The sequence below is a fragment of the Microlunatus capsulatus genome (assembly GCF_017876495.1).
In the GTDB taxonomy this organism is placed as follows: domain Bacteria; phylum Actinomycetota; class Actinomycetes; order Propionibacteriales; family Propionibacteriaceae; genus Microlunatus; species Microlunatus capsulatus.
This window is the reverse complement of sequence record NZ_JAGIOB010000001.1, coordinates 113,678-132,204: the sequence shown is the minus strand read 5'-3', so window position 1 is coordinate 132,204 and position 18,527 is coordinate 113,678. Positions and strand designations below refer to the sequence as shown.

General features: G+C 75.6%; 14 protein-coding genes. 5 read left to right on the top strand and 9 right to left on the bottom strand.

Annotation, left to right across the window (positions count from 1 at the left end; translation table 11 throughout):
• Positions 1-15: 15 nt before the first annotated feature.
• Genes JOF54_RS00610 through JOF54_RS00600 form a run of 3 tightly spaced genes read right to left on the bottom strand, consistent with a single transcriptional unit; the run spans position 16 to position 3,177 of the window.
• Positions 16-930, bottom strand: coding sequence for a carbohydrate ABC transporter permease (locus JOF54_RS00610; RefSeq protein WP_210052021.1), 915 nt, complete (start codon positions 928-930; stop codon positions 16-18).
• A gap of 1 nt (position 931) precedes the next feature.
• A complete protein-coding gene (locus tag JOF54_RS00605) occupies positions 932-1,900 on the bottom strand; it encodes a carbohydrate ABC transporter permease (RefSeq protein ID WP_210052019.1) in 969 nt (322 codons plus the stop codon).
• Complete coding sequence (locus JOF54_RS00600; protein WP_210052017.1) at positions 1,900-3,177, bottom strand: ABC transporter substrate-binding protein; 1,278 nt, start codon at positions 3,175-3,177, stop codon at positions 1,900-1,902. Before JOF54_RS00600 ends, JOF54_RS00605 begins: the two co-directional genes overlap by 1 nt.
• 126 nt (positions 3,178-3,303) lie before the next feature.
• On the opposite strand from JOF54_RS00600, the gene JOF54_RS00595 reads away from it, so the two are divergent.
• Together JOF54_RS00595 and arfA are read left to right on the top strand one after the other, a co-directional pair.
• Complete coding sequence (locus JOF54_RS00595) at positions 3,304-5,115, top strand: glycoside hydrolase family 35 protein (protein WP_210052015.1); 1,812 nt, start codon at positions 3,304-3,306, stop codon at positions 5,113-5,115.
• Positions 5,116-5,189: 74 nt separating this feature from the next.
• Positions 5,190-6,725 (top strand): arabinosylfuranosidase ArfA, encoded by a 1,536-nt coding sequence (arfA, locus tag JOF54_RS00590; RefSeq protein ID WP_210052013.1) that lies wholly within the window; start codon positions 5,190-5,192, stop codon positions 6,723-6,725.
• Between the two features lie 73 nt (positions 6,726-6,798).
• Here arfA and JOF54_RS00585 read toward each other — a convergent pair whose 3' ends face one another.
• From JOF54_RS00585 to JOF54_RS00565, 5 genes are all read right to left on the bottom strand, one after another.
• Positions 6,799-7,689 (bottom strand): 2-hydroxy-3-oxopropionate reductase, encoded by an 891-nt coding sequence (locus JOF54_RS00585; RefSeq protein ID WP_210052011.1) that lies wholly within the window; start codon positions 7,687-7,689, stop codon positions 6,799-6,801.
• A gap of 66 nt (positions 7,690-7,755) precedes the next feature.
• Complete coding sequence (locus JOF54_RS21690) at positions 7,756-8,826, bottom strand: M24 family metallopeptidase (RefSeq protein ID WP_210052009.1); 1,071 nt, start codon at positions 8,824-8,826, stop codon at positions 7,756-7,758.
• Positions 8,823-10,814 carry a DUF6807 family protein gene (locus tag JOF54_RS00575; RefSeq protein WP_210052007.1) on the bottom strand — a complete coding sequence of 664 codons (1,992 nt, stop codon included), beginning with the start codon at positions 10,812-10,814 and terminating at the stop codon, positions 8,823-8,825. Before JOF54_RS00575 ends, JOF54_RS21690 begins: the two co-directional genes overlap by 4 nt.
• Positions 10,811-11,938, bottom strand: a complete 1,128-nt coding sequence (locus JOF54_RS00570; protein WP_245358327.1) for a mandelate racemase/muconate lactonizing enzyme family protein — start codon at positions 11,936-11,938, stop codon at positions 10,811-10,813. The genes JOF54_RS00575 and JOF54_RS00570 overlap by 4 nt, the downstream gene beginning before the upstream one ends.
• A gap of 5 nt (positions 11,939-11,943) precedes the next feature.
• The gene (locus JOF54_RS00565; RefSeq protein WP_210052002.1) at positions 11,944-12,903 is read right to left on the bottom strand and encodes an NAD-dependent epimerase/dehydratase family protein; all 960 of its coding nucleotides are present in this window, start codon (positions 12,901-12,903) and stop codon (positions 11,944-11,946) included.
• Between the two features lie 168 nt (positions 12,904-13,071).
• Between JOF54_RS00565 and JOF54_RS00560 the strand changes: the two genes are divergently transcribed.
• From JOF54_RS00560 to JOF54_RS00550, 3 genes are all read left to right on the top strand, one after another.
• Complete coding sequence (locus JOF54_RS00560; protein WP_210052000.1) at positions 13,072-14,100, top strand: LacI family DNA-binding transcriptional regulator; 1,029 nt, start codon at positions 13,072-13,074, stop codon at positions 14,098-14,100.
• A 164-nt stretch (positions 14,101-14,264) separates the two neighbouring features.
• The gene (locus JOF54_RS00555) at positions 14,265-15,206 is read left to right on the top strand and encodes a dienelactone hydrolase family protein (protein ID WP_210051998.1); all 942 of its coding nucleotides are present in this window, start codon (positions 14,265-14,267) and stop codon (positions 15,204-15,206) included.
• Positions 15,207-15,308: 102 nt separating this feature from the next.
• Positions 15,309-15,950 carry a bifunctional 4-hydroxy-2-oxoglutarate aldolase/2-dehydro-3-deoxy-phosphogluconate aldolase gene (locus tag JOF54_RS00550; protein WP_210051996.1) on the top strand — a complete coding sequence of 214 codons (642 nt, stop codon included), beginning with the start codon at positions 15,309-15,311 and terminating at the stop codon, positions 15,948-15,950.
• A 7-nt stretch (positions 15,951-15,957) separates the two neighbouring features.
• Here JOF54_RS00550 and JOF54_RS00545 read toward each other — a convergent pair whose 3' ends face one another.
• A complete protein-coding gene (locus JOF54_RS00545; RefSeq protein WP_281073468.1) occupies positions 15,958-18,504 on the bottom strand; it encodes a glycosyl hydrolase in 2,547 nt (848 codons plus the stop codon).
• Positions 18,505-18,527 lie beyond the last annotated feature (23 nt).

Below are 18,527 nucleotides of genomic sequence, written 5' to 3'. Positions count from 1 at the left end.
TCATCCCTGCAGCACTCATCCCTTCAGTCCGGTCTGCGCCACCCCCTGCACGAGGAATCGTTGCAGGAACACGAACACGAAGACCAGCGGGAGGATCGAGACGGTCGCCGCGACGAAGAGCTGGGGGATGTTGATGGTCTGCGCGGTGACGAAGGTGGACAGCGTCACCTGCACCGTCCACGACTCCTGGTCCTGGGCCACCACGAGCGGCCAGAGGAACGCGTTCCAGCTGGCGATGAAGGTGATGACGGCGATCGCGGCGATGAAGTTGCCCGAGTTGGGCACGACGATCCGCCAGAACGTCCGCCAGTGGCCGAGCCCGTCGACGCGGGCCGCCTCCTCCAGCTCCTTGGGGAAGGCGAGGAAGTACTGCCGGAAGAGGAACACGGTGAACCCGCTGAACAGCCCCGGGATGATGAGGCCGCGGTAGTCCGAGACCCAGCCCAGCCAGGACACGATGACGAAGCTGGGCACGAAGGTCACCGCCGCCGGGATCATCAGGGTGGCCAGCACCGCGTAGAAGATGGCGTTGGAGAACCGGTTGGGGATCCGGGCCAGCGCGTAGGCCGCCAGCGAGCAGACCAGCAGCGTGCCGAGCGTGGTGAGCACGGCGACGACCGCCGAGTTCTTCAGCGACGACAGCATCGGGATGTCGGAGTCGGTGAACAGCGCCGTCACGTTGGACCACTGCAGGTCCTTCGGGAAGACGGTCCAGGCGGGTGAGGTGACCTCCCGGGTGGTGGCGAGCCCGTTGCGGATGAGCAGGTAGAACGGCAGCAGGAACGCCACCGTCACCAGGATGAGCACCACCCACCCGGCGACGTCGGCCACCCGGCCGCCGAGGGTCGTGCGGTGCCCCACGACGGTGGGCGTGCTGCGGTCCAGGGGTGCGGGCCGGCGGGCCGGTCCCGTGAGCGTCGGCGTGGCCATGTCAGTCCTCCGGTCGGCCGAAGCCCAGGATCTTGCCCTGGAGCACGGTGATGACGGCGATCATGGCCGCCAGGATGAGGGCGCCCGCGCTGCCCAGCCCGAAGTTCTGCTGGGTGCCGAGGGCGAGGTAGTAGAGGTAGACCAGCGGTGGCCGGGCGTACTCCACGTTGCCGACGAGGTTGTAGAACTCGTCGAAGCCCTGGTAGGCGGCGATCAGGCAGAGCAGCAGCACCGAGATCGAGGTGGGCTTGAGCAGCGGCAGGGTGATGTGCCGGAAGATCTTCCAGCCCGGCTTGGTGCCGTCGACGTAGGCCGCCTCGTAGAGCTCGGGGTTGATGTTCTGCAGGGCGGCGAGGAACAAGATCATGTAGAAGCCGCACTGCAGCCACAGCCGGACCGAGACGATCACCAGCCAGTACCAGGGCGGGTCGATCGTCGAGAGCCAGGCGACCGGCTCCTGCCCGAACGCCTTGAGGATCTGGTTCGCCAGCCCGAAGCGCACGCCGTTGAAGATCGACAGCTTCCAGACCAGCGACGCCACCACGTAGGAGCAGGCCGTCGGCAGGAAGAAGACCGAGCGGAAGAAGGCCTTGGCCACTGTCACCCGGTTGACCAGCACCGCCAGCGCCAGCGAGGCGGCGAAGGTGGTGGGCACGATCAGCACCGCGAAGACGGTGAAGGTCAGCAGCGAGGACGTGAAGGCCTGGTCCGACAGCATCGTCACGTAGTTGTCGATGCCGACGAACCGGGTGGGGAGCACGGTGCCCTGCGCGTCGAAGAAGCTGAGCACCGCGCTCCAGAGGATCGGGAAGTAGACGAACGCCACCAGCCCGACGAGGAACGGGGTGACGAACAGCCAGAAGGCCGCGCGCTGGCCGCGGATGGGCCGACCCCGCCGGGTGGCGGTGACGGGCTCCCGGTCGGCGGCCGCGCCGGCTCCCGTGGGAGTCGGCGCCACCGTCGTGGCCATCAGCCGAACGTCTTGTCGAGCTCGGCGTTGATCTTCTTGACCGCGCCCTCGAGCTCGGACTGCGCGTCCGCGCCCTTGCCGACGATGCGGGTGATCGCGTCGGTCATCGCGGTGTTCATCGAGGGCGTCCAGTTGGGGTTGCCCTGGACGCCGTGGTCGGCGTTCAGCTTGACGCTCTCGGCGGCGACACCGGCCTGCAGCTTCTCCGCCTTGGCGGCCAGGCTGATCCGCGGCGGGATGTGGAAGCCGTAGTTGAGGCACCAGTCCTCCTGGTCCTCCAGGTTGTCCACCCACAGCCACTTCGTGAAGGCCTTGGCCGCCTCGACGTCCTTCGCCTTGGCGCTGACCATGGCCGACCAGCCGCCGGAGACGACGGCGGCCTGGCCCCCGCTGACCGCGGCTGGCAGCGCGAACACGCCCAGGTCGTCCTCGCCCAGCTCGGCCGACATGCCGGGCACGGCCCACATCCCCTGCCACTGCATGGCGCACAGCCCCTGGTTGATGGCCGAGGGGTCCCACCAGTCGGTGGGCGCGCCGAGCAGCAGGCTCTTGTCCGAGGCCAGCGTGCGCAGCTTGCTCACGGCCTCGGCCACCTGGGCGACGTCGAAGCCGATCTTGTTCTCGGCGTCCAGCAGCCGTCCGCCGGTGGCGTAGACGATGCCCGGGAAGAGGGCGCCGCCGGTGGTGTTCGCGCCGTTGCCGGCGAAGAAGCCTTTGACGTCGGGCGTCGTCAGCTCCTTCGCGGCCATGATCAGCTCGTCGAGGGTGGTGGGCGGCTGGATGCCCTTCTCCGCCAGCAGGCTCTTGCGGTAGTAGATCATCTGCGGGTCGATGATCATGGGGATCGAGTACAGCTGGCCGTCGACCGAGTTGGCCTCGAGGTCGGAGGCGTTGTAGTCGTCCTTGACGTCGGCGACGAGGTCGTCGAGCGGGACGATCTGCTTCGAGCTGACCAGCGAGCGGCTCAGGTGGTACTCGAAGGCGTCCGGGCCCGAGCCCGACGACAGGCCGCTGGTGAGCTTGGAGTCGTAGTCGCCCGGGATCCACTGGATCGAGACGGTGGCGTCGGGGTACGCGGCGGCGTACTTCTTGGCCGCCTGCTGCGTGCCCTGCTCGCCGTACTGGTGGTACCACTGCTGGAGCGCCGGCTTCGCGCCGCTGGCGCCGCCGCCGGTCGAGCCGGCTCCGCTGTTGGAGCCGCAGGCGCCGAGGCCGAAGGCGGCCGCGGTGGCCAGGCCACCGCCGAGGAGGGCGCGGCGGGAGAGGGGTGAGGACATCGTCGTCTCCGAGCTGTAGAGGGCCGGCTGCTTCGTCCAGCCCTTATTTGACGGCAAAGAATAAGCGCTGCTGAAATTAGGGCTCTGCTCTCGTACTGTCAAGAGCCCCACCCGACAGGAGCCCCCATGTCCTCGCTGACGTCCCCCGCACCGGTGGTCGCCGACGCCTCCGGCGCCCCGTCCCGCTTCGTCGTCGGCGAGGAGCACTTCCTGCTGGACGGCCGTCCGCACCAGGTGCTCTCGGGCGCGATCCACTACTTCCGGGTGCACCCCGACCAGTGGGCCGACCGGATCCGCAAGGCCCGCCTGATGGGTCTCAACACCGTCGAGACCTACGTGCCGTGGAACGCGCACCAGCCCTCCCCCGACGTCGGGCCCCGGTTCGACGGCGATCTCGACCTGGCCCGCTTCCTCGACCTCGTCGCCGCCGAGGGGATGCACGCCGTGGTCCGGCCGGGCCCCTTCGTGTGCGCCGAGTGGGACAACGGCGGGCTGCCCGCCTGGCTGTTCACCGACCCGGAGCTGGGAGTCCGCCGGCACGAGCCGCGGTTCCTGGCCGCGGTGCAGGGCTTCTTCGACCGGCTGCTCCCGGTGCTGGCCGCGGCCCAGGTGGACCGCGGCGGGCCCGTGGTGCTGGTGCAGGTCGAGAACGAGTACGGCGCCTACGGGTCCGACCAGGCCTACCTGGCCGCGCTCGCCGCCATGGTTCGCGCGGGCGGCATCACGGTCCCGCTGTTCACCTGCGACCAGGCCGACGCGACGATGCTCGCCGACGGCGGGCTGCCCGGGGTGCTGCGGACGGCCACCTTCGGCTCCCGGACGGCCGAGCGGCTGGCGGTGCTGCGGGCGGCGCAGCCCACCGGCCCGCTGATGTGCGCGGAGTTCTGGAACGGCTGGTTCGACCACTGGGGCACCCACCACCACCGCACCGACGCCGCCGCCCAGGCGGCCGAGCTCGACGCCCTGCTGAGCGCCGGCGCCTCGGTCAACCTCTACATGTTCTGCGGCGGCACGAACTTCGGCTTCACCAGCGGGGCCAACGACAAGGGCATCTACGCCCCGACCACGACCTCCTACGACTACGACGCCCCGCTGTCGGAGGACGGCTGGCCGACGGCGAAGTACCACGCCTTCCGCGCCGTCCTGGCCCGGCACGGCCGGGTGCCCGACGAGGAGCCGCCGCGGCGGGCACCCGCCCCGGAGCTGGCGGTGGAGCTCGACGAGCAGGTCGCCCTCGACGCGGTGGTCGACCGGCTGGGGCCGGTGCTCTGCTTCGACGCGCCGCCGCCGGTCGAGGCCGTCGGCCAGCACGCGGGGTTCACCGAGTACACGACGACGCTGCCCGCCCGGCCGGCCGGCGACGCCCTCGTGCTGCCCGACGTCCGGGACCGGGCCGTCGTCACCCTCGACGGGCTGGTGCTGGGCACCGTCGACCGCGAGACCAGGACGGCGGTGCTGGCCGTGCCGCCCACCGCGGGCGGCACCCTGCGGGTGCTGCTGGAGGACCAGGGCCGGGTGAACTACGGGCCGCGGATCGGGGAGCCCAAGGGCCTGCTCGGCGGTGTCCGCCTGGGCGCCGAGGAGCTCCGCGGCTGGCGGGTGCGCCCGGTCGCGCTGAACCTCGACGTGGTCCGCGGGGCGCTCCGGCCCGCGCCGGGCGGGCCGCGGGCCGGCACCGCCTTCCACCGCGGCACCTTCGACCTCGCCACCTCGGCCGACCTGCACCTGCGGCTGGACGGCTGGACCAAGGGCGTCGCCTTCGTCAACGGGTTCGCGCTGGGCCGCTACTGGAGCCGGGGGCCGCAGCGGACGCTGTACGTGCCCGGCCCGGTCACCCGGGCGGGCGCGAACGAGCTGGTGGTGCTGGAGCTGCACGGCACCGCCGACGCCCGCGCCCGCTTCGTCGCCGAGCCGGACCTCGGTCCCGACGAGGCCTGAGCGGGACCGGCCGCCGGGCCGCGGACGGGGGCGCACTAGCGTCGGTGCTCCCACCCCGCAGAAGGAGACCAGCGTTGGTCCAGGCACGTGTCACCGTCGACCGCGACTTCACCCTCGGCCCCGTGCCGCGCCGGCTCTTCGGCTCCTTCGTGGAGCACATGGGCCGCTGCGTCTACACCGGCGTCGTCGAGCCCGGGCACCCCGAGGCCGACGCCGCGGGGCTCCGCCGCGACGTGCTGGAGCTGACCCGCGAGCTCGGGGTGAGCGTGGTGCGCTACCCCGGCGGCAACTTCGTCTCGGGCTACGACTGGGAGGACGGCGTCGGCCCCGTCGAGGAGCGGCCCCGGCGGCTGGACGGCGCCTGGCACACCGTCGAGCCCAACACCTTCGGCCTGCACGAGTTCGTCGACTGGGCCAGGCTGGCCGGCGTCGAGGTGATGGAGGCCGTCAACCTGGGCACCCGGGGCGTCTCCGAGGCGCGGGCGCTGCTCGAGTACGCCAACCACCCGGGCGGCACCGAGCTCTCCGACCGGCGCCGCCGCAACGGCGCCGAGGAGCCCTTCGGCATCAAGCTGTGGTGCCTCGGCAACGAGATGGACGGCCCCTGGCAGATCGGCTTCAAGACCGCCGACGAGTACGGCCGGCTCGCCGCCGAGGCGGCCCGGGCCATGCGGATGGTCGACGACGACCTCGAGCTCGTCGCCTGCGGCAGCTCCAACCTCTCCATGCCCACCTTCGGGGCGTGGGAGGAGACGGTGCTGACCCACACCTACGACCTGGTCGACTACATCTCGCTGCACGTCTACTACAGCGACCGCGACGGCGACGCGGAGAGCTTCCTGGCCAGCGCCGTCGACATGGACCGCTTCATCGAGGCCGTCGTCGCCACCGCCGACTTCGTCCGCGCCCGCGACCGGCACACCAAGACGATGTACCTCTCCTTCGACGAGTGGAACGTCACCTACCGCCACGACCCGGCCCGGCCCGCGGTGCCCGAGGCCGAGATCACCCGGGGCTGGGACGAGCACCCGCCGATCGGCGAGGGCGACTTCGACGTCACCGAGGGCGTGGTCGTGGGCACGCTGCTCAGCTCGCTGCTGCGGCACGGCGACCGGGTGAAGATCGCCAACCAGGCGCAGCTGGTCAACCTGCTGGGGATGATCCGCACCCAGGAGGGCGGGCCCGCCTGGCGCCAGACGGTCTTCTTCCCCTTCGCGGCCATGGCCGCCGCCGCCGCCGGGGAGATCCTGCGGCTCGCCGTCACCTCCGACCGCGCCACCACGGCGCGCTACGGCGAGGCCGACCTGGTCGACGTCAGCGGCACCTGGGACGCCGGCAGCGGACGGCTGGCCCTGTTCCTGGCCAACCGCAGCCTGGCCGAGGACGCCGAGGTCGACGTGGCGCTGCGCGGCCTGGTGCCCGGTGAGGTGCTGTCGGCCCGGGTGCTGGCCGCGCCCGAGGGCGGGGACCGCTTCAGCGTCAACAGCGCCGAGGCCCAGCCCGTCGGCCTGGTCGACTGGGACGGCGCCAGCGTGGTCGACGGCGGCCTCGCCGTCCGGCTCCCGGCCCTCTCCTGGGCCGTCGTCGAGATCGCGGTCACCGCAGCCTGAGGCCGTCGGAGGGCCTTCGACAGGGTCAGGCCGCGGGGCGGCCCCGCTCCCTGAGCCTGTCGAAGGGCCGGACTCAGTCCCCGCTGACCGGGCGCCCGGAGAGCCGCTCGACCCCGCGGAGCAGGGCCGAGTGGTCGAGGCCGCCGTCGCCCTGGGCGCGGAGGGCGCCCATCAGCTGGGCGGTCAGGGCGCCGAGGGGCAGGGCGACGCCCTGCTCGCGGGCGGCGGCGGTGACGATGCCGAGGTCCTTGTGGTGCAGGTCGACGCGGAACCCGGGCTCGAAGGTGCCGGCCAGCATGCTGGCGCCCTTGCGGTCCAGCACGGTGCTGCCGGCCAGTCCCCCGGCCAGCACCCGCAGGGCGGCCTCGTCGTCGACGCCGTGGGCGCGGAGGAAGACGATCGCCTCGGCCAGCAGCTGGTAGGTGCCGCCGACGACCAGCTGGTTGGCGGCCTTCACCGTCTGGCCCGCACCGGCCGGGCCGACGTGCACCACGGTGCGGCCCACCACCTCGAACAGCGGCCGCGCGGCCTCGAACGCCTCCGCGTCGCCGCCGACCATGATCGAGAGCGTGGCCTCCTGCGCCCCGGCCTGCCCGCCGCTGACCGGGGCGTCGAGCACCCGGACCCCGGCCTCGGCGCCCGCCGCGGCGAGCGCGACGGCCACGTCGGGCCGGATCGTGGACATGTCGAGGTGCAGGGTGCCGGGACGGGCGTGGGCGTAGATCCCGTCCGGGCCCAGCGCGAGCGACTCGACGTCCGGGGAGTCCGGGACCATCGTCACCACGACGTCGGCCTCGCGGACCGCCGCGGAGAGACCGCCGCCGTCCCGGCCGCCCGCCTCGACGAGGCGCTGCACGGCCGCGGGGCTGCGGTTGACGCCCAGCACGGTGTGGCCGGCGCGGACGAGGTGGGCGGCCATCGGGCCGCCCATGATGCCGAGCCCGATGAAGGCGATGGTGCTCATGGGATGGGGTTCCTCTCGGCTGCGGGCGCGCAGCGGTGGGTGAGCGGTGGGGTGACGGGCCGCGGGTCAGCGCTCGTGGGCGACGGGCCGGTCGCGGCCGCCGACCCGGGCGGTGGGCCAGCGCGGGTCGAGGGTCAGCACCGAGGTCCCCGCGGCGGTCAGGAGGACGGTGTCCTCGATCTTGCCGCCGGGCACCCACGGGTTCCACGCGAAGGCCTGGCCGGCGGCGACGCGGAAGGCCGAGCCCGGGGTGGCCCGGGGGTCGCGGCCCGCGTAGCCGGCGACGCCCCCCTGGTGGTGCCCGCGCCAGTGGTCGGCGCCGAAGCCGTGGTCGGCGTAGCCGCGCCCGACCACGTCCAGCACCTCGCCGAGCGTCGCGCCGGGCACCAGCGCGTCGAGGACGGCCTGCTCCACCGCCAGCACCCGGTCCTGCACGTCGCGCTCGGCGCCGCTGAGGGCGCCGAAGGCCAGGGCCCGGCTGAGGTTCGCGACGAGCCCGTGCCGGCGGGCGCAGAGGACGACGAGCACCCGGGCGCCGAGCGGGCCGTCGGTGGGCAACGGGTGCGGGAGGGCGGCGCGGGCCTCGCCGCCGACGAGGACGACCAGCGGGTCCGCCCCCCGGTCGACGACGGCCCGGGCCACCTCGGCGGCCAGCCGGCGCTCGGTCCACGTCGGCTCGGCGGCGTCGAGGACGTCGGTGAGGGCGGCCGCGGCGTCGGCCCCGAGCGCGGCGAACCGGGCGGTCTCGACGGGCAGCAGCGGCGAGCGGGCGGCCAGCAGCGCGTCGGCGACGGCCGCCTCGGGCAGCGCCGCCAGGTCGGGCGGCGGGGCGAACCAGGGCCGCTCGCCCACGGCGAGCCAGCCGGGCAGCTCCTCGGCCACCAGCCGGGCGGTCTCGTTGCTGGTGAGCAGCACCTCGTCGCCCGCCCGGTCGACGCGGACCGCGAGCACCGGGTCGGCGGCGAGGCTGACGTGGCTGCGGGCGCCGTCCAGGTACCAGGCCAGGGTGGTGGCCCCGGTGAGAGCCAGGGCCTCGGCGCCGGCGTCGTCCAGCACGGCCAGCAGCCGTCGGCGCTTCTCCGCGTGGTCGGCGGACGGCTCGAGCGTGCCGGTCAGGGCGCCGTCGACGGCGCTCACGCGCGCACCCCGACCAGGTCGGCGGCGACCTCGGCCGCCGCGTCGGGGCTCAGCCGGCCGTCCACCACCGCGACGTCGAACCGCCGGGCCAGCTCGCCGCCGGGCGGCAGCACCACGGGGTCCTGCCAGGCGAGCGCGGACCCCAGGCCCGGGTAGTCGCGGACGCGGACGAACCACGGGTCGCCGGCGTCGGCCGCCGAGGGCGAGGCCACGACGACGGTGGCCGGGCCGCTCACCCCCGGGCCGGCGGTGAAGTCGGCGCTGAACGCGACCCACGGGCAGACGCGGCCCTGCACGGCGTCCTCGCCGCGGGCGTCGCCGGTGAGGACGTCGACGTCGGCGCAGGCCGGGAACCGCCAGAAGAAGCCGCCGTAACCGCCGTCGGGGCGGCCCTTGCTGCCCGGCGAGCCGAGCGTCGCGCCGGTGCCGGCGCGCAGGACGCTGCCCCAGTGCAGCTGCCAGGCCCCGCGGCCGAGCGGCCCCCAGCGCACCGTGCGCTGCTCGTCCAGCAGGGCGGTGCCGTCGTGGCCGCGCCAGGTCAGCCGCTGCCGGAAGCCGTCGCCGGCCAGCAGCGGCGGCTCGCCGTCGACGCGGCCGTGGTCCTCGAGCAGCTGGTAGCCCTCGCCGTGCACGTAGGTGCCGCCGCCCCAGAGGTTGCTGCCGTCGACGTCGGGGACGGCCATCCCCACGCCGCAGTGCCAGTCGTGGTCGGCGGGGTGCTGCGCCGAGACGACGACGCCCGCGAGGGTGCGGACCGGGTGCAGCACCGGTCGCGGCGTCGACGTGGGCAGGGTGCCGCCGCCGTCGTGGTACGCCGCGACCTCGGCGTCGCCGACGCGGACCCGGACCAGCACCCGGTCCCGGCCGCGGTGCGCCCACGGCACGCCCAGCTCGCGGAAGGTCCGGCCCGTCGCGGCCGCCTGCTCCAGCCAGTGCTCGACGTCGGCGACGACGGGCCGCCGCTCGTCGCCCTCGCCCCGCCAGGTCACGGCGCGCGGGTCGACCCGGACCGGGTCGTCAGCGTCGGCCACGGCGGCCAGCACGCGCATGAAGGCGCCCGTGGAGGCCAGCGGGACCCGGAGCGGCGTCCCCGTCCGCCGGTGCTCGAGCAGGTCCTCGAGCAGGTCGGCGCGGCCCAGCACCGTGGTGCGGGGTCCGTTCGGGGTCGGCACCTCGACCTCGTCGGTGGTGTAGCGGTAGTCGGCACTGCCCCGGGTGCCGTGCACGTGCAGGACGGGCTCGGACTGCTCGGGGGCGCAGAGCGTCAGCGCGCAGGTCACCTCGCGGCCGGCGGCGGTCCGCACCCGGACCACGGAGGTGTCGTCGCTCTCGATGGCGTTGGCGCGGTACAGGTCGACGTCGACGGCGGCGACGTCGTCGGCGGTCCGGGCGCCGACCAGGGCGAGCCCCGTGGCGACGGCGTGCGCGAGCGGGTTGGTGGCCACCCCGTCCACGACGGCCCGGCCGTCCAGGCTGCGGTGCCCGGCCCAGGGCGAGCGCCGCCAGTAGGCCAGCGGCCGCGACCAGGCGCCGACGGCGCCCACCCGGGTCACCGGGCCGATCCCGAGGCCGTCGGACGCGAACAGCGCGAGCGCGTCCGAGCCGAGGCTCTGGAACCCGACCTGGACCACCCGTCCGCTCGCGGCCTCCGCCGCGAGCAGCCGGTCGAAGTCCTCCAGCGACGCCACCGGGGGCTTCTCCAGGTAGACGTCGGCCCCGGCCCGCAGGGCGGCCCCGGCCAGCGCGAAGTGCTCGCCCAGCGGGGCGGCCACGACGACGACGTCCACCGGGCCGGTCGCCGCGAGCGCCGTGGCGAGGTCGGGGTGCAGCGGGACTCCGTGGGCGAGCGGCGGGTCGGCGCTGACCACGGGGTCGACGCAGGCGACGAGCTCGACGCGGCCCTCCTCCTGCAGCCGCGCGATCCGGGCCGCGTGCACGGCGCCGAAGCCGCGGACGCCGACCAGCACCAGCCGGGCGGGGGTGCTCATCCGCGCGCTCCCGCGGCACCGGCCAGGGCGCCGGTGAAGTCGAGGCCGAGCCCCGGCGTGCCGCTGGCCCGCAGCTCGCCGTCCTGGACGACGACCGGGGGCGGGTCGGCCAGCAGGCCGAGCGCGGTCAGCGAGGCGTCCTCCACCTCCTCGACCAGGCAGGGGCGCGCCAGGGTGAGGGCCAGCTGGCCCGAGATCTCCGGCAGCAGGTGCGGGTGCAGCGCGACGCCGCGCTCGTCGGCCAGCGCGGCGACGGCCCGGAACGGGGTGATGCCGCCCACCCGGACGACGTTGGGCTCGACGACGTCGCAGGCGCCGAGGTCCAGCGCGTCGCGGAAGCGGTAGACGGTGTGCAGGTTCTCCCCCATCGCCACGGGGGTGGCGATCCGGCGGCGCAGCTCGGCGTGCCCGGCCAGGTCGTCGGCGCGCAGCGGCTCCTCGATCCAGGCGGGCGCGAACTCCTCCAGCACGGCCATCGCGGTCGTCGCCCGCTCCAGGTCCCAGCGCTGGTTGGCGTCGATCATCAGCCCGCGGTCGGGCCCCAGCACCTCCCGGACCGCGGCCACCCGCTCCCGGTCGACGCCGAGGTCGGGGCCGCCGACCTTGATCTTCACGCTGGCGAACCCGGCCTCGACCCAGCGCTCGACCTGGGCCACCAGCTCCTCCAGCGGGTAGTGCAGGTTGACCCCGCTGCCGTAGACCGCGACGCTCTCGCGCCGCGGACCCAGCAGCTCGACCAGCGAGCGGCCCGAGCGACGGCCGGCCAGGTCCCACAGCGCCAGGTCGAGGCCGGCCATGGCGATGGTGGTGAGACCGCCGGAGCCCGCCTCGTGCAGGTGCGCCCAGAGCGCCGGCCAGACGACCTCCGGGTCCACCGGGCCGCCGACCACGGCCGTGGCGACGTCGTGGTCGAGGAGCGACTGCACCGCGCCCGCACCGATGGTCGGGGTCCAGCTGAAGCCCGTGCCCGTGGCGCCGGTGCTGTCGACGACGGTGACCTCGACGACGTGCAGGACGGGGACGTCCGGCCCCCAGGGCCGCGGCAGCGGGGCCACGTGCAACCGGGTGCGGAGCTCCGCGAGCCGGGGGCCCGCGCCGCCCGTCGCCGGACCGTCGGTGACCATCCCGCTCACCGGGTGGCCCCGGCGCCGGCCTGCGCGTCGGCCGCCGGCGCGTCGACCAGCGCGGTGCGCCAGCTGTGCTGCGGGGCCCAGCCCAGCAGCCGGCGGGCCTTGGCGTTCGCGAAGGCGGGCGTGGTGCCGGTCAGGGCGCCGGCCGCCGCGGCCGTGCCGGGGTGGAACCGCGGCAGCAGCTCGGCGAGCGGGGCGGTGGCCAGCGCGTCGTCGGCCCCGACGAGGAAGGTCTCGCCGTTGTCGATGCCGGGCAGGCCGACCAGCAGCGCGTCGACGAAGGACGCCGCGTCGCGGGCGTCGAGGTAGTTGAACAGGGCCGGTGCGGACAGGGCGGGGTCGGCGAGCCGCTCGGCGACGGTGTGGCCCTGCTGGGTCGGGGCGCCCTCCCACTCCTCCGGCGCGATGACGTAGCAGGGCCGGAAGGCGGCGAACCGGACCCGGTCCCCCACCTGCGCCACCAGGGTGCGCATCACGTGCTCGGCGGTCAGCTTGGAGAGGCTGTAGGCGTTCCAGGGCCGGGCCGGGGACTCCTCGTCCAGCGGCAGGGCGGCCGGCACCCAGCCGGTGGGGGCGCCGTAGCCGTGCACGGTGGGGCTGCTGGCCACGACGACCGCCGTGGCGCCCGCCTCGACGGCCGCCGTCAGCACCGTCCAGGCCAGCATCGTGTTGGTCGCCAGGATGACCGGCTCCGGGGCGCTGAAGGGCACGGCGATCGCGGCGAGGTGGACGACGGCGTCGGGCCGGAAGTCCGCCATCACCGCGGCGGTCGCGCCGGCGTCGGTCAGGTCGACCAGCGCGCTCGCGGGGTCGTCGTGGTCGGCGCGGTCGACCGAGAGCACGGTGCGGCCGCGCGCGCGGAGCCCCGCGACGACGGTGCGGCCCAGCCGCCCCGCCCCGCCGGTGACCAGCACCCGCTGGGGCGGGCGGGAGGGGGTGTCGACGTCGCGGTGGTCCACGGGCTGGCTCCTGTCTGAGCTCGGCTCTGATCTCGAACGGTGGGGTCGCCTAGGCTGTGAAAGCGTTTTCACGCTACAGGATAGGGTGACGCGACGGCTAGCGGGTGGCACGGCTCCCACCCGGTCGGGGACCGCCGCTCGTGACCGGGGCCGACGGAGGGAGACCAGGTGGCCGGCCGACCGCAGGAGCGCTCGCGGACGATCGCGGACGTCGCCGCCCGCGCGGGCGTGTCCCTCTCCACGGTGTCGCGGGTGATCAACGGGACCGCGAAGGTGGACGAGGCGCTGGCGGCGAAGGTCCGCGCCGCCGCCGACGAGCTCGAGTACACCGCGAGCCCGCTGGCCCGCAGCCTGGTGCTGGGCCGGACGAACACCGTCGCCGTCGTCGTCCCCGACCTGGAGAACCCGACGTTCCACGGCGTGCTCCGCGGGCTCAGCCGGGCCGCCGCCCGGGACGGCTACCACGTGCTGGTCGCCGACTCCGCCGAGTCGGTCGAGGAGGAGCGCATCCTGGCCGTGGAGACCCGGCGCCGGTGCGACGGGATCGTGCTCTGCGCCCCCCGGATGCCCGAGGAGGACCTCCGCCGGCTGCTCCGCCAGCTCGACCCGGTGGTGCTGGTCAACCGGGAGGCCCGCGGCAGCAGCGCCCCGGCCGTGACCGCGGACTACCGCAGCGGGCTGACCGACCTGCTGGAGCTGCTCCGCGCCGACGGCCACCGCCGGCTGCTCTACCTGGCCGGGGCGCCTCAGAGCTCCTCGAACTTCCAGCGGCTGGCCGCCCTGCGCGACTTCGGCGTCCTGCACCCGGAGGTGGCCGTCGAGGTGACCCCGTGCGGGGTGAACTTCGCCGACGGCCACGACGCCGTCGACCGCGTCCTCGCCTCGGGGGCGACGGGCGTGCTGGGCTTCAACGACCTCGTCGCCATGGGGCTGATGAGCGGCCTCGGCGAGCGGGGGCTCCGCGTCCCCGACGACCTCTCGGTCACCGGCTTCGACGACATCCCCTTCGCCCGCTACCTGACCCCGCCGCTGACCACGGCGTCGGTCCCGGTGGCCGAGCTGGGCGAGCAGGCGTGGCACCGGATGGCCGAGCTGCTCGGCTCCCGGACGCCCGGGCACACCATCCTGTTCCGGCCGCGCCTGGAGCAGCGCGGCACGACCGGGCCCGCCCCGGCCTCGCCCGGGGCCCGTCCCTGAGCGCGCCGCCGGACCCGCTGGCGGGGTACGAGGACTGGCCGGCCGCCGCGCGGTCCGCGCTCCCCTTCACCGGGCCGGACCCCGACGCCACCACCCTGGGCCGGATCCTCGGCGTCCCCGCCCGGCGGCCCGCGCCGGCCGTGCACGAGGACGGCGCCCGGACCGTGGACGGGGTGACGGTGCGCCGGCTGCGCTGGTCGGTGGGCTACGGCCCGCCCACCACGGGCTGGCTGCTGCGCCCGGCCGGGGTCGACGGCCCGCTGCCCGGGGTCCTCGGCCTGCACTGCCACGGCGGGGTGCGGACGGTCGGCGGGGAGCAGCTGGTGGACAGCGGGGACGCGACGACCCCGCGCGCCGCCCGGCTGCGGGAGGGCTGGTACGCCGGCCGGGCCCCGGCCAACGACCTCGCCCGCCGCGGCGCGGCCGTCCTGGTGCACGACGCCTTCTCCTGGGGCAGCCGCCGCTTCGACCTCCGGCGGCCGACGGCCCGGCTGGCCGCCGCCCTCGCGGCCCACGAGGCCCGCTGGGCCGCCCTGGCGGTCCCGCCCGACGCGGACGAGCGCGCCGACGTGGCGGCCGACCTGCACGAGGACACCCTCGCCAAGGCGGCCGGCGTGCTCGGCCAGACCTTCGCCGGCCTGGTGCTCGCCGACGACCTGGTCGCCCTCGAGGTGCTGGCCGCCGACCCCGGCACCGACCCGGCCCGGCTGGGCGCCTTCGGGTTCTCCGGCGGCGGCGGGCGCGCCCTGCTGCTCGCCGCGCTCGACCACCGGGTCCGCGCCGCCGTCGTCACCTGCATGATGGCGACGACCGGCTCGCTGGTCCCCCGCTACCTGGACGCCCACTCCTGGCTGCTGCACGTCCCCGGCCTGTGGTCCTGGCGCGACTGGCCCGAGCTCACCGCGGTGGCCCGCGCCCGCTTCCTGGTCCAGTACCGCGAGCAGGACGCTCTGTTCCCCGCGGACGGCATGCGGGCCGCGCACGCCCGGCTGGTGGAGCTGCACGCGGGCGGGGACCGCTACCGCGGGACCTCCCGGCCGGGCGAGCACGCCTTCGACGGGCCGATGCAGGACGAGGCCTGGGCGTTCCTGCGGGCCGCGCTGTGACCCGGGTGCCGTCCGCACGGGCGTCGGCGGCGGAGCGGTACGATCACCGCACCCAGGGTGAGGAAACGTTTTCTCACCGCCGATGACGGCCGAGGGAGCACCATGACCAGCACGCCCAGCACCGACCGCCGCGCGTCCGCGCTGCCGCCCGGAGCGGTCGTCGCCGTGATGCGGGCCCCCGACGCCCGGCACTTCGTCCGGTCCTCGGAGGTCCTGCACGCCGCGGGGCTGCGGGTGTTCGAGTACACGCTCACCACCGACGGGGCCCTCGAGGCGCTCACCGCCGCCCGCGAGGCCCTGCCGGACGCCGTGCTCGGCGTCGGCACCGTCCGCACCCCCGACGACCTGCGCCGGGCCGCCGACGCGGGCGCGCACTTCGCCGTCAGCCAGGTGTTCCTTCCCCGGCTGGTCGAGGCCGCCGTGGCGCTGGGGCTCAGCTACGTGCCCGGTGCCCTCACCCCCACCGAGATCGTGTCGGCGTGGGAGACGGGCGTGCCGGCGGTCAAGGTCTCCCCCATCGGCCCGCTCGGCGGCCTGCACTACCTGCGCGAGCTGCGCGGGCCGCTGCCCGACGTCGCCCTGATGCCGACGGGCGGGGTCACCCTGGAGGCCGCCGCGGAGTACCTGCGGCTGGGTGCCGTCGCCGTCGGCGTCAGCGGCGCCCTGTTCGGCGACGCCCTGACCAGCGGTGACCTGGGCGCGCTGCGCGGCCGCGCCGAGCAGCTGGTGGCCGCCGCCGGCTGAGGTCGGCTCAGGCCCCGCTGGTGCGCAGCACGGGCACGGCGAGCAGACCCGAGCGGACCGTGGCCGTGGCCAGCTCCAGCTGCTGCATCCGGAACCGGCGGCCGTGCCGCTCCTCGCTCGCGGCCGCCCGCGCGGCGACGTGCTCGTCGGCGGCCAGCGCGGCGACGGCGGTGCCCGCGACCTCGATCTCCACCCGGTTGGTCCCGGGCCGCACGGCGGCGCTGACGTCCACCCGGTAGGGCGGCGCCCAGACGACGCCGCAGTCCAGGCCGTTGACGCGCACCCGGGCGGTCTCGCCGACCGGCGGCCGGGCGGCCGCCCGGTAGGAGGGCCCGACCATCCCCACGTGCACGGGCTGGGCGTCGTCGCGGACCTCGGCGCTGCCCAGGTCGAGGACGACGGCCTGACCCGGGGTCGGCGCCGTGAGCTCGACGTCGGCGCGGTAGCGCGCCGTGGCGGCGCCCGGGGGCCGGTCGGGGTCGTCCTCCCAGACGTGCGGGAGGTCGACCGCTCGCTCGACGCCCTCGGCCCAGGACACGTGCCAGCCGCCCTCCAGCAGCCGCGCCCCGACCCACGGGGGCGGGGGCGGGTCGTCGGCCGGCTCCGGCGGCTCGTCGGTCAGCACCAGCACGACGGCCTCGTACGGCTCGAGCGTGAGCGCGACGGGCTCGCCGACCCGGCCGGTCCGGCGGACGCCGCCGGTGCGGGCGTCCCACAGCGACCACCAGGCGCGGTGCGCGCGGGGGCTGACCCGCAGCGTGCGGTCGGCGGCCCCGGTGTTGACGAGCAGGTGGACGTCGGCGCCCGCCGTCCGGCGGTGCACGGAGCCGACCTCCGGGCTGGGCGGGTCCAGGGCCAGGTCGGGCTCGACGGCCGCGAGCAGGGCCTCGCCGAGGTCCTCCGGCGCCACGTCGACCGCGCCCCCGACGGCCACCGTCGAGCCGACACGCAGGACGGTGCCGCCCGCGGCCAGCACGTGCCCCAGCCAGGTGGTGGTGGCCGCCGGCACGGTCGTGGTGGCCGGCAGCACGACGACGCGGTAGCGGTCGGGCGGCACCGTGGCCAGGGCGTCGTCGTCGACGAGGTCGTAGTCGAGCCCGGAGCGGCGGACGGCGGCCGGGACGCCGTCGCCGATCCGGCGGCGCGCCTCCTGCCACAGGTCGAGCGAGCCGCCGGTCGCGGTGCCGAGGGCGGCGAACAGGTCCTCGTCGGGCACGTAGACCGCGACGTCGGCGACGGGGTCGCCCTGGCGCAGCAGCCAGCAGAGCCGCGTCAGCTGCGCGTTCAGCCCGGGCATCGCGTCCCACCACGGGTTGCGATCGTCCAGCGCGCCGGCGGCGTAGAAGAACCAGCCCAGGCCGGGCGCGTCGGGCGGTGAGTAGGGCCAGCCGTGCCCCACCAGCTGGTTGACGCCGTTGAGCAGGTGGTCGTGGGCCTCGCCCTGCAGGTCCAGCGGGGTGGCCCGGAAGGACGGCGAGTGCACCCAGGTCCACACCTCGGAGGAGATGACCGGGCGGCCGTAGAGGTGGCCGGCCGAGGAGGCCCAGCGGGTCTGGGTGAGCGAGGTCCACCCCCAGCCCTCCCCCTCGGGCAGGTCGGCGAAGCGGTAGCTGCTCACCGTCGCCGGCGGCGTGCCGTAGCCCTGCAGGCGGAACGGCACCCCGCGGGCCGCGGCCCAGCGCTGGACGACCTGGACGAAGTTCTCCTCGTAGAGGTGCACCAGCGTGCGGTGGTAGTCCGCTCGCACCCGGGCGCTCTCGGGCCCGTCGGCGGCGAGCGCGTGCAACACCGGCAGCAGCGGGTAGCCGCAGCGGCGGGCGAACTCCTCGGGCAGCCCGGGCGTCCAGTCCGCGCCGTAGACCTCGAGGCTGTCGCAGAACACCGAGCCCAGCAGCGACGCCGGCACCGCGTCCAGCAGCGGATCGCCGACGGCGCGCAGGTGGGCCGCCGTGGCCGCGGCGCTGTAGTGGTCGAGGACCGGCCCCTCGGCGCCGACCGCGGCGCGCTTGACGTTCTGGCCGGTGTGCTGGGTCGTGGCCAGCAGCACGACCCGGGTCCCGGTGCCGTCGGGCACCCGGAGGACGCCGTCGACGACCGAGAGCGGGGTCCAGGTGTCCGGCTCCTCCTGCAGCGAGCCGGCGCCGAGGTAGGCGGCCACCAGCTCGTCGCCGGGCCAGGCCGCGACGACGGGGACCGCCAGCGGGCCGGGGCCGATCTCGCGGCGGTCCCAGCGCAGTCGGCGGGCGGCCAGCGCGGGCGTCACGTGCGGCCCCCCGAACGACCAGCCGCTGCCCAGCGTCAGGTCGAACCGCAGGCCGAGCGCGGCGGCCCGGTCCGCGGCGTGGCGCAGGTCGGCGAGGAACCCGGGCGAGAGCAGCGGGTCCGCCACCGGGCCCAGCGGGTAGACGTAGGACACCTCGGCCCCGCCGAAGCCGGCCCGGGCCATCGCGGTGAGCTCGCGGTCCAGCTCGTCCCGGCTCACGTCGGGGCCGAACCACCACCAGCGCACCATCGGCGCCGCCTCCCGCGGCGGGCGGGCGAACCCCGCCCGCAGCGCGGCCGGCGACGGCCAGGGTG

Bases quoted from the DNA above. Each gene is read 5' to 3' on its own strand.
- JOF54_RS00610 (WP_210052021.1), bottom strand. From the start codon at position 930: ATGGCCACGCCGACGCTCACGGGACCGGCCCGCCGGCCCGCACCCCTG.
- JOF54_RS00605 (WP_210052019.1), bottom strand. From the start codon at position 1,900: ATGGCCACGACGGTGGCGCCGACTCCCACGGGAGCCGGCGCGGCCGCC.
- JOF54_RS00600 (WP_210052017.1), bottom strand. From the start codon at position 3,177: ATGTCCTCACCCCTCTCCCGCCGCGCCCTCCTCGGCGGTGGCCTGGCC.
- JOF54_RS00595 (WP_210052015.1), top strand. From the start codon at position 3,304: ATGTCCTCGCTGACGTCCCCCGCACCGGTGGTCGCCGACGCCTCCGGC.
- JOF54_RS00585 (WP_210052011.1), bottom strand. From the start codon at position 7,689: ATGAGCACCATCGCCTTCATCGGGCTCGGCATCATGGGCGGCCCGATG.
- JOF54_RS00575 (WP_210052007.1), bottom strand. From the start codon at position 10,814: ATGAGCACCCCCGCCCGGCTGGTGCTGGTCGGCGTCCGCGGCTTCGGC.
- JOF54_RS00570 (WP_245358327.1), bottom strand. From the start codon at position 11,938: ATGGTCACCGACGGTCCGGCGACGGGCGGCGCGGGCCCCCGGCTCGCG.
- JOF54_RS00550 (WP_210051996.1), top strand. From the start codon at position 15,309: ATGACCAGCACGCCCAGCACCGACCGCCGCGCGTCCGCGCTGCCGCCC.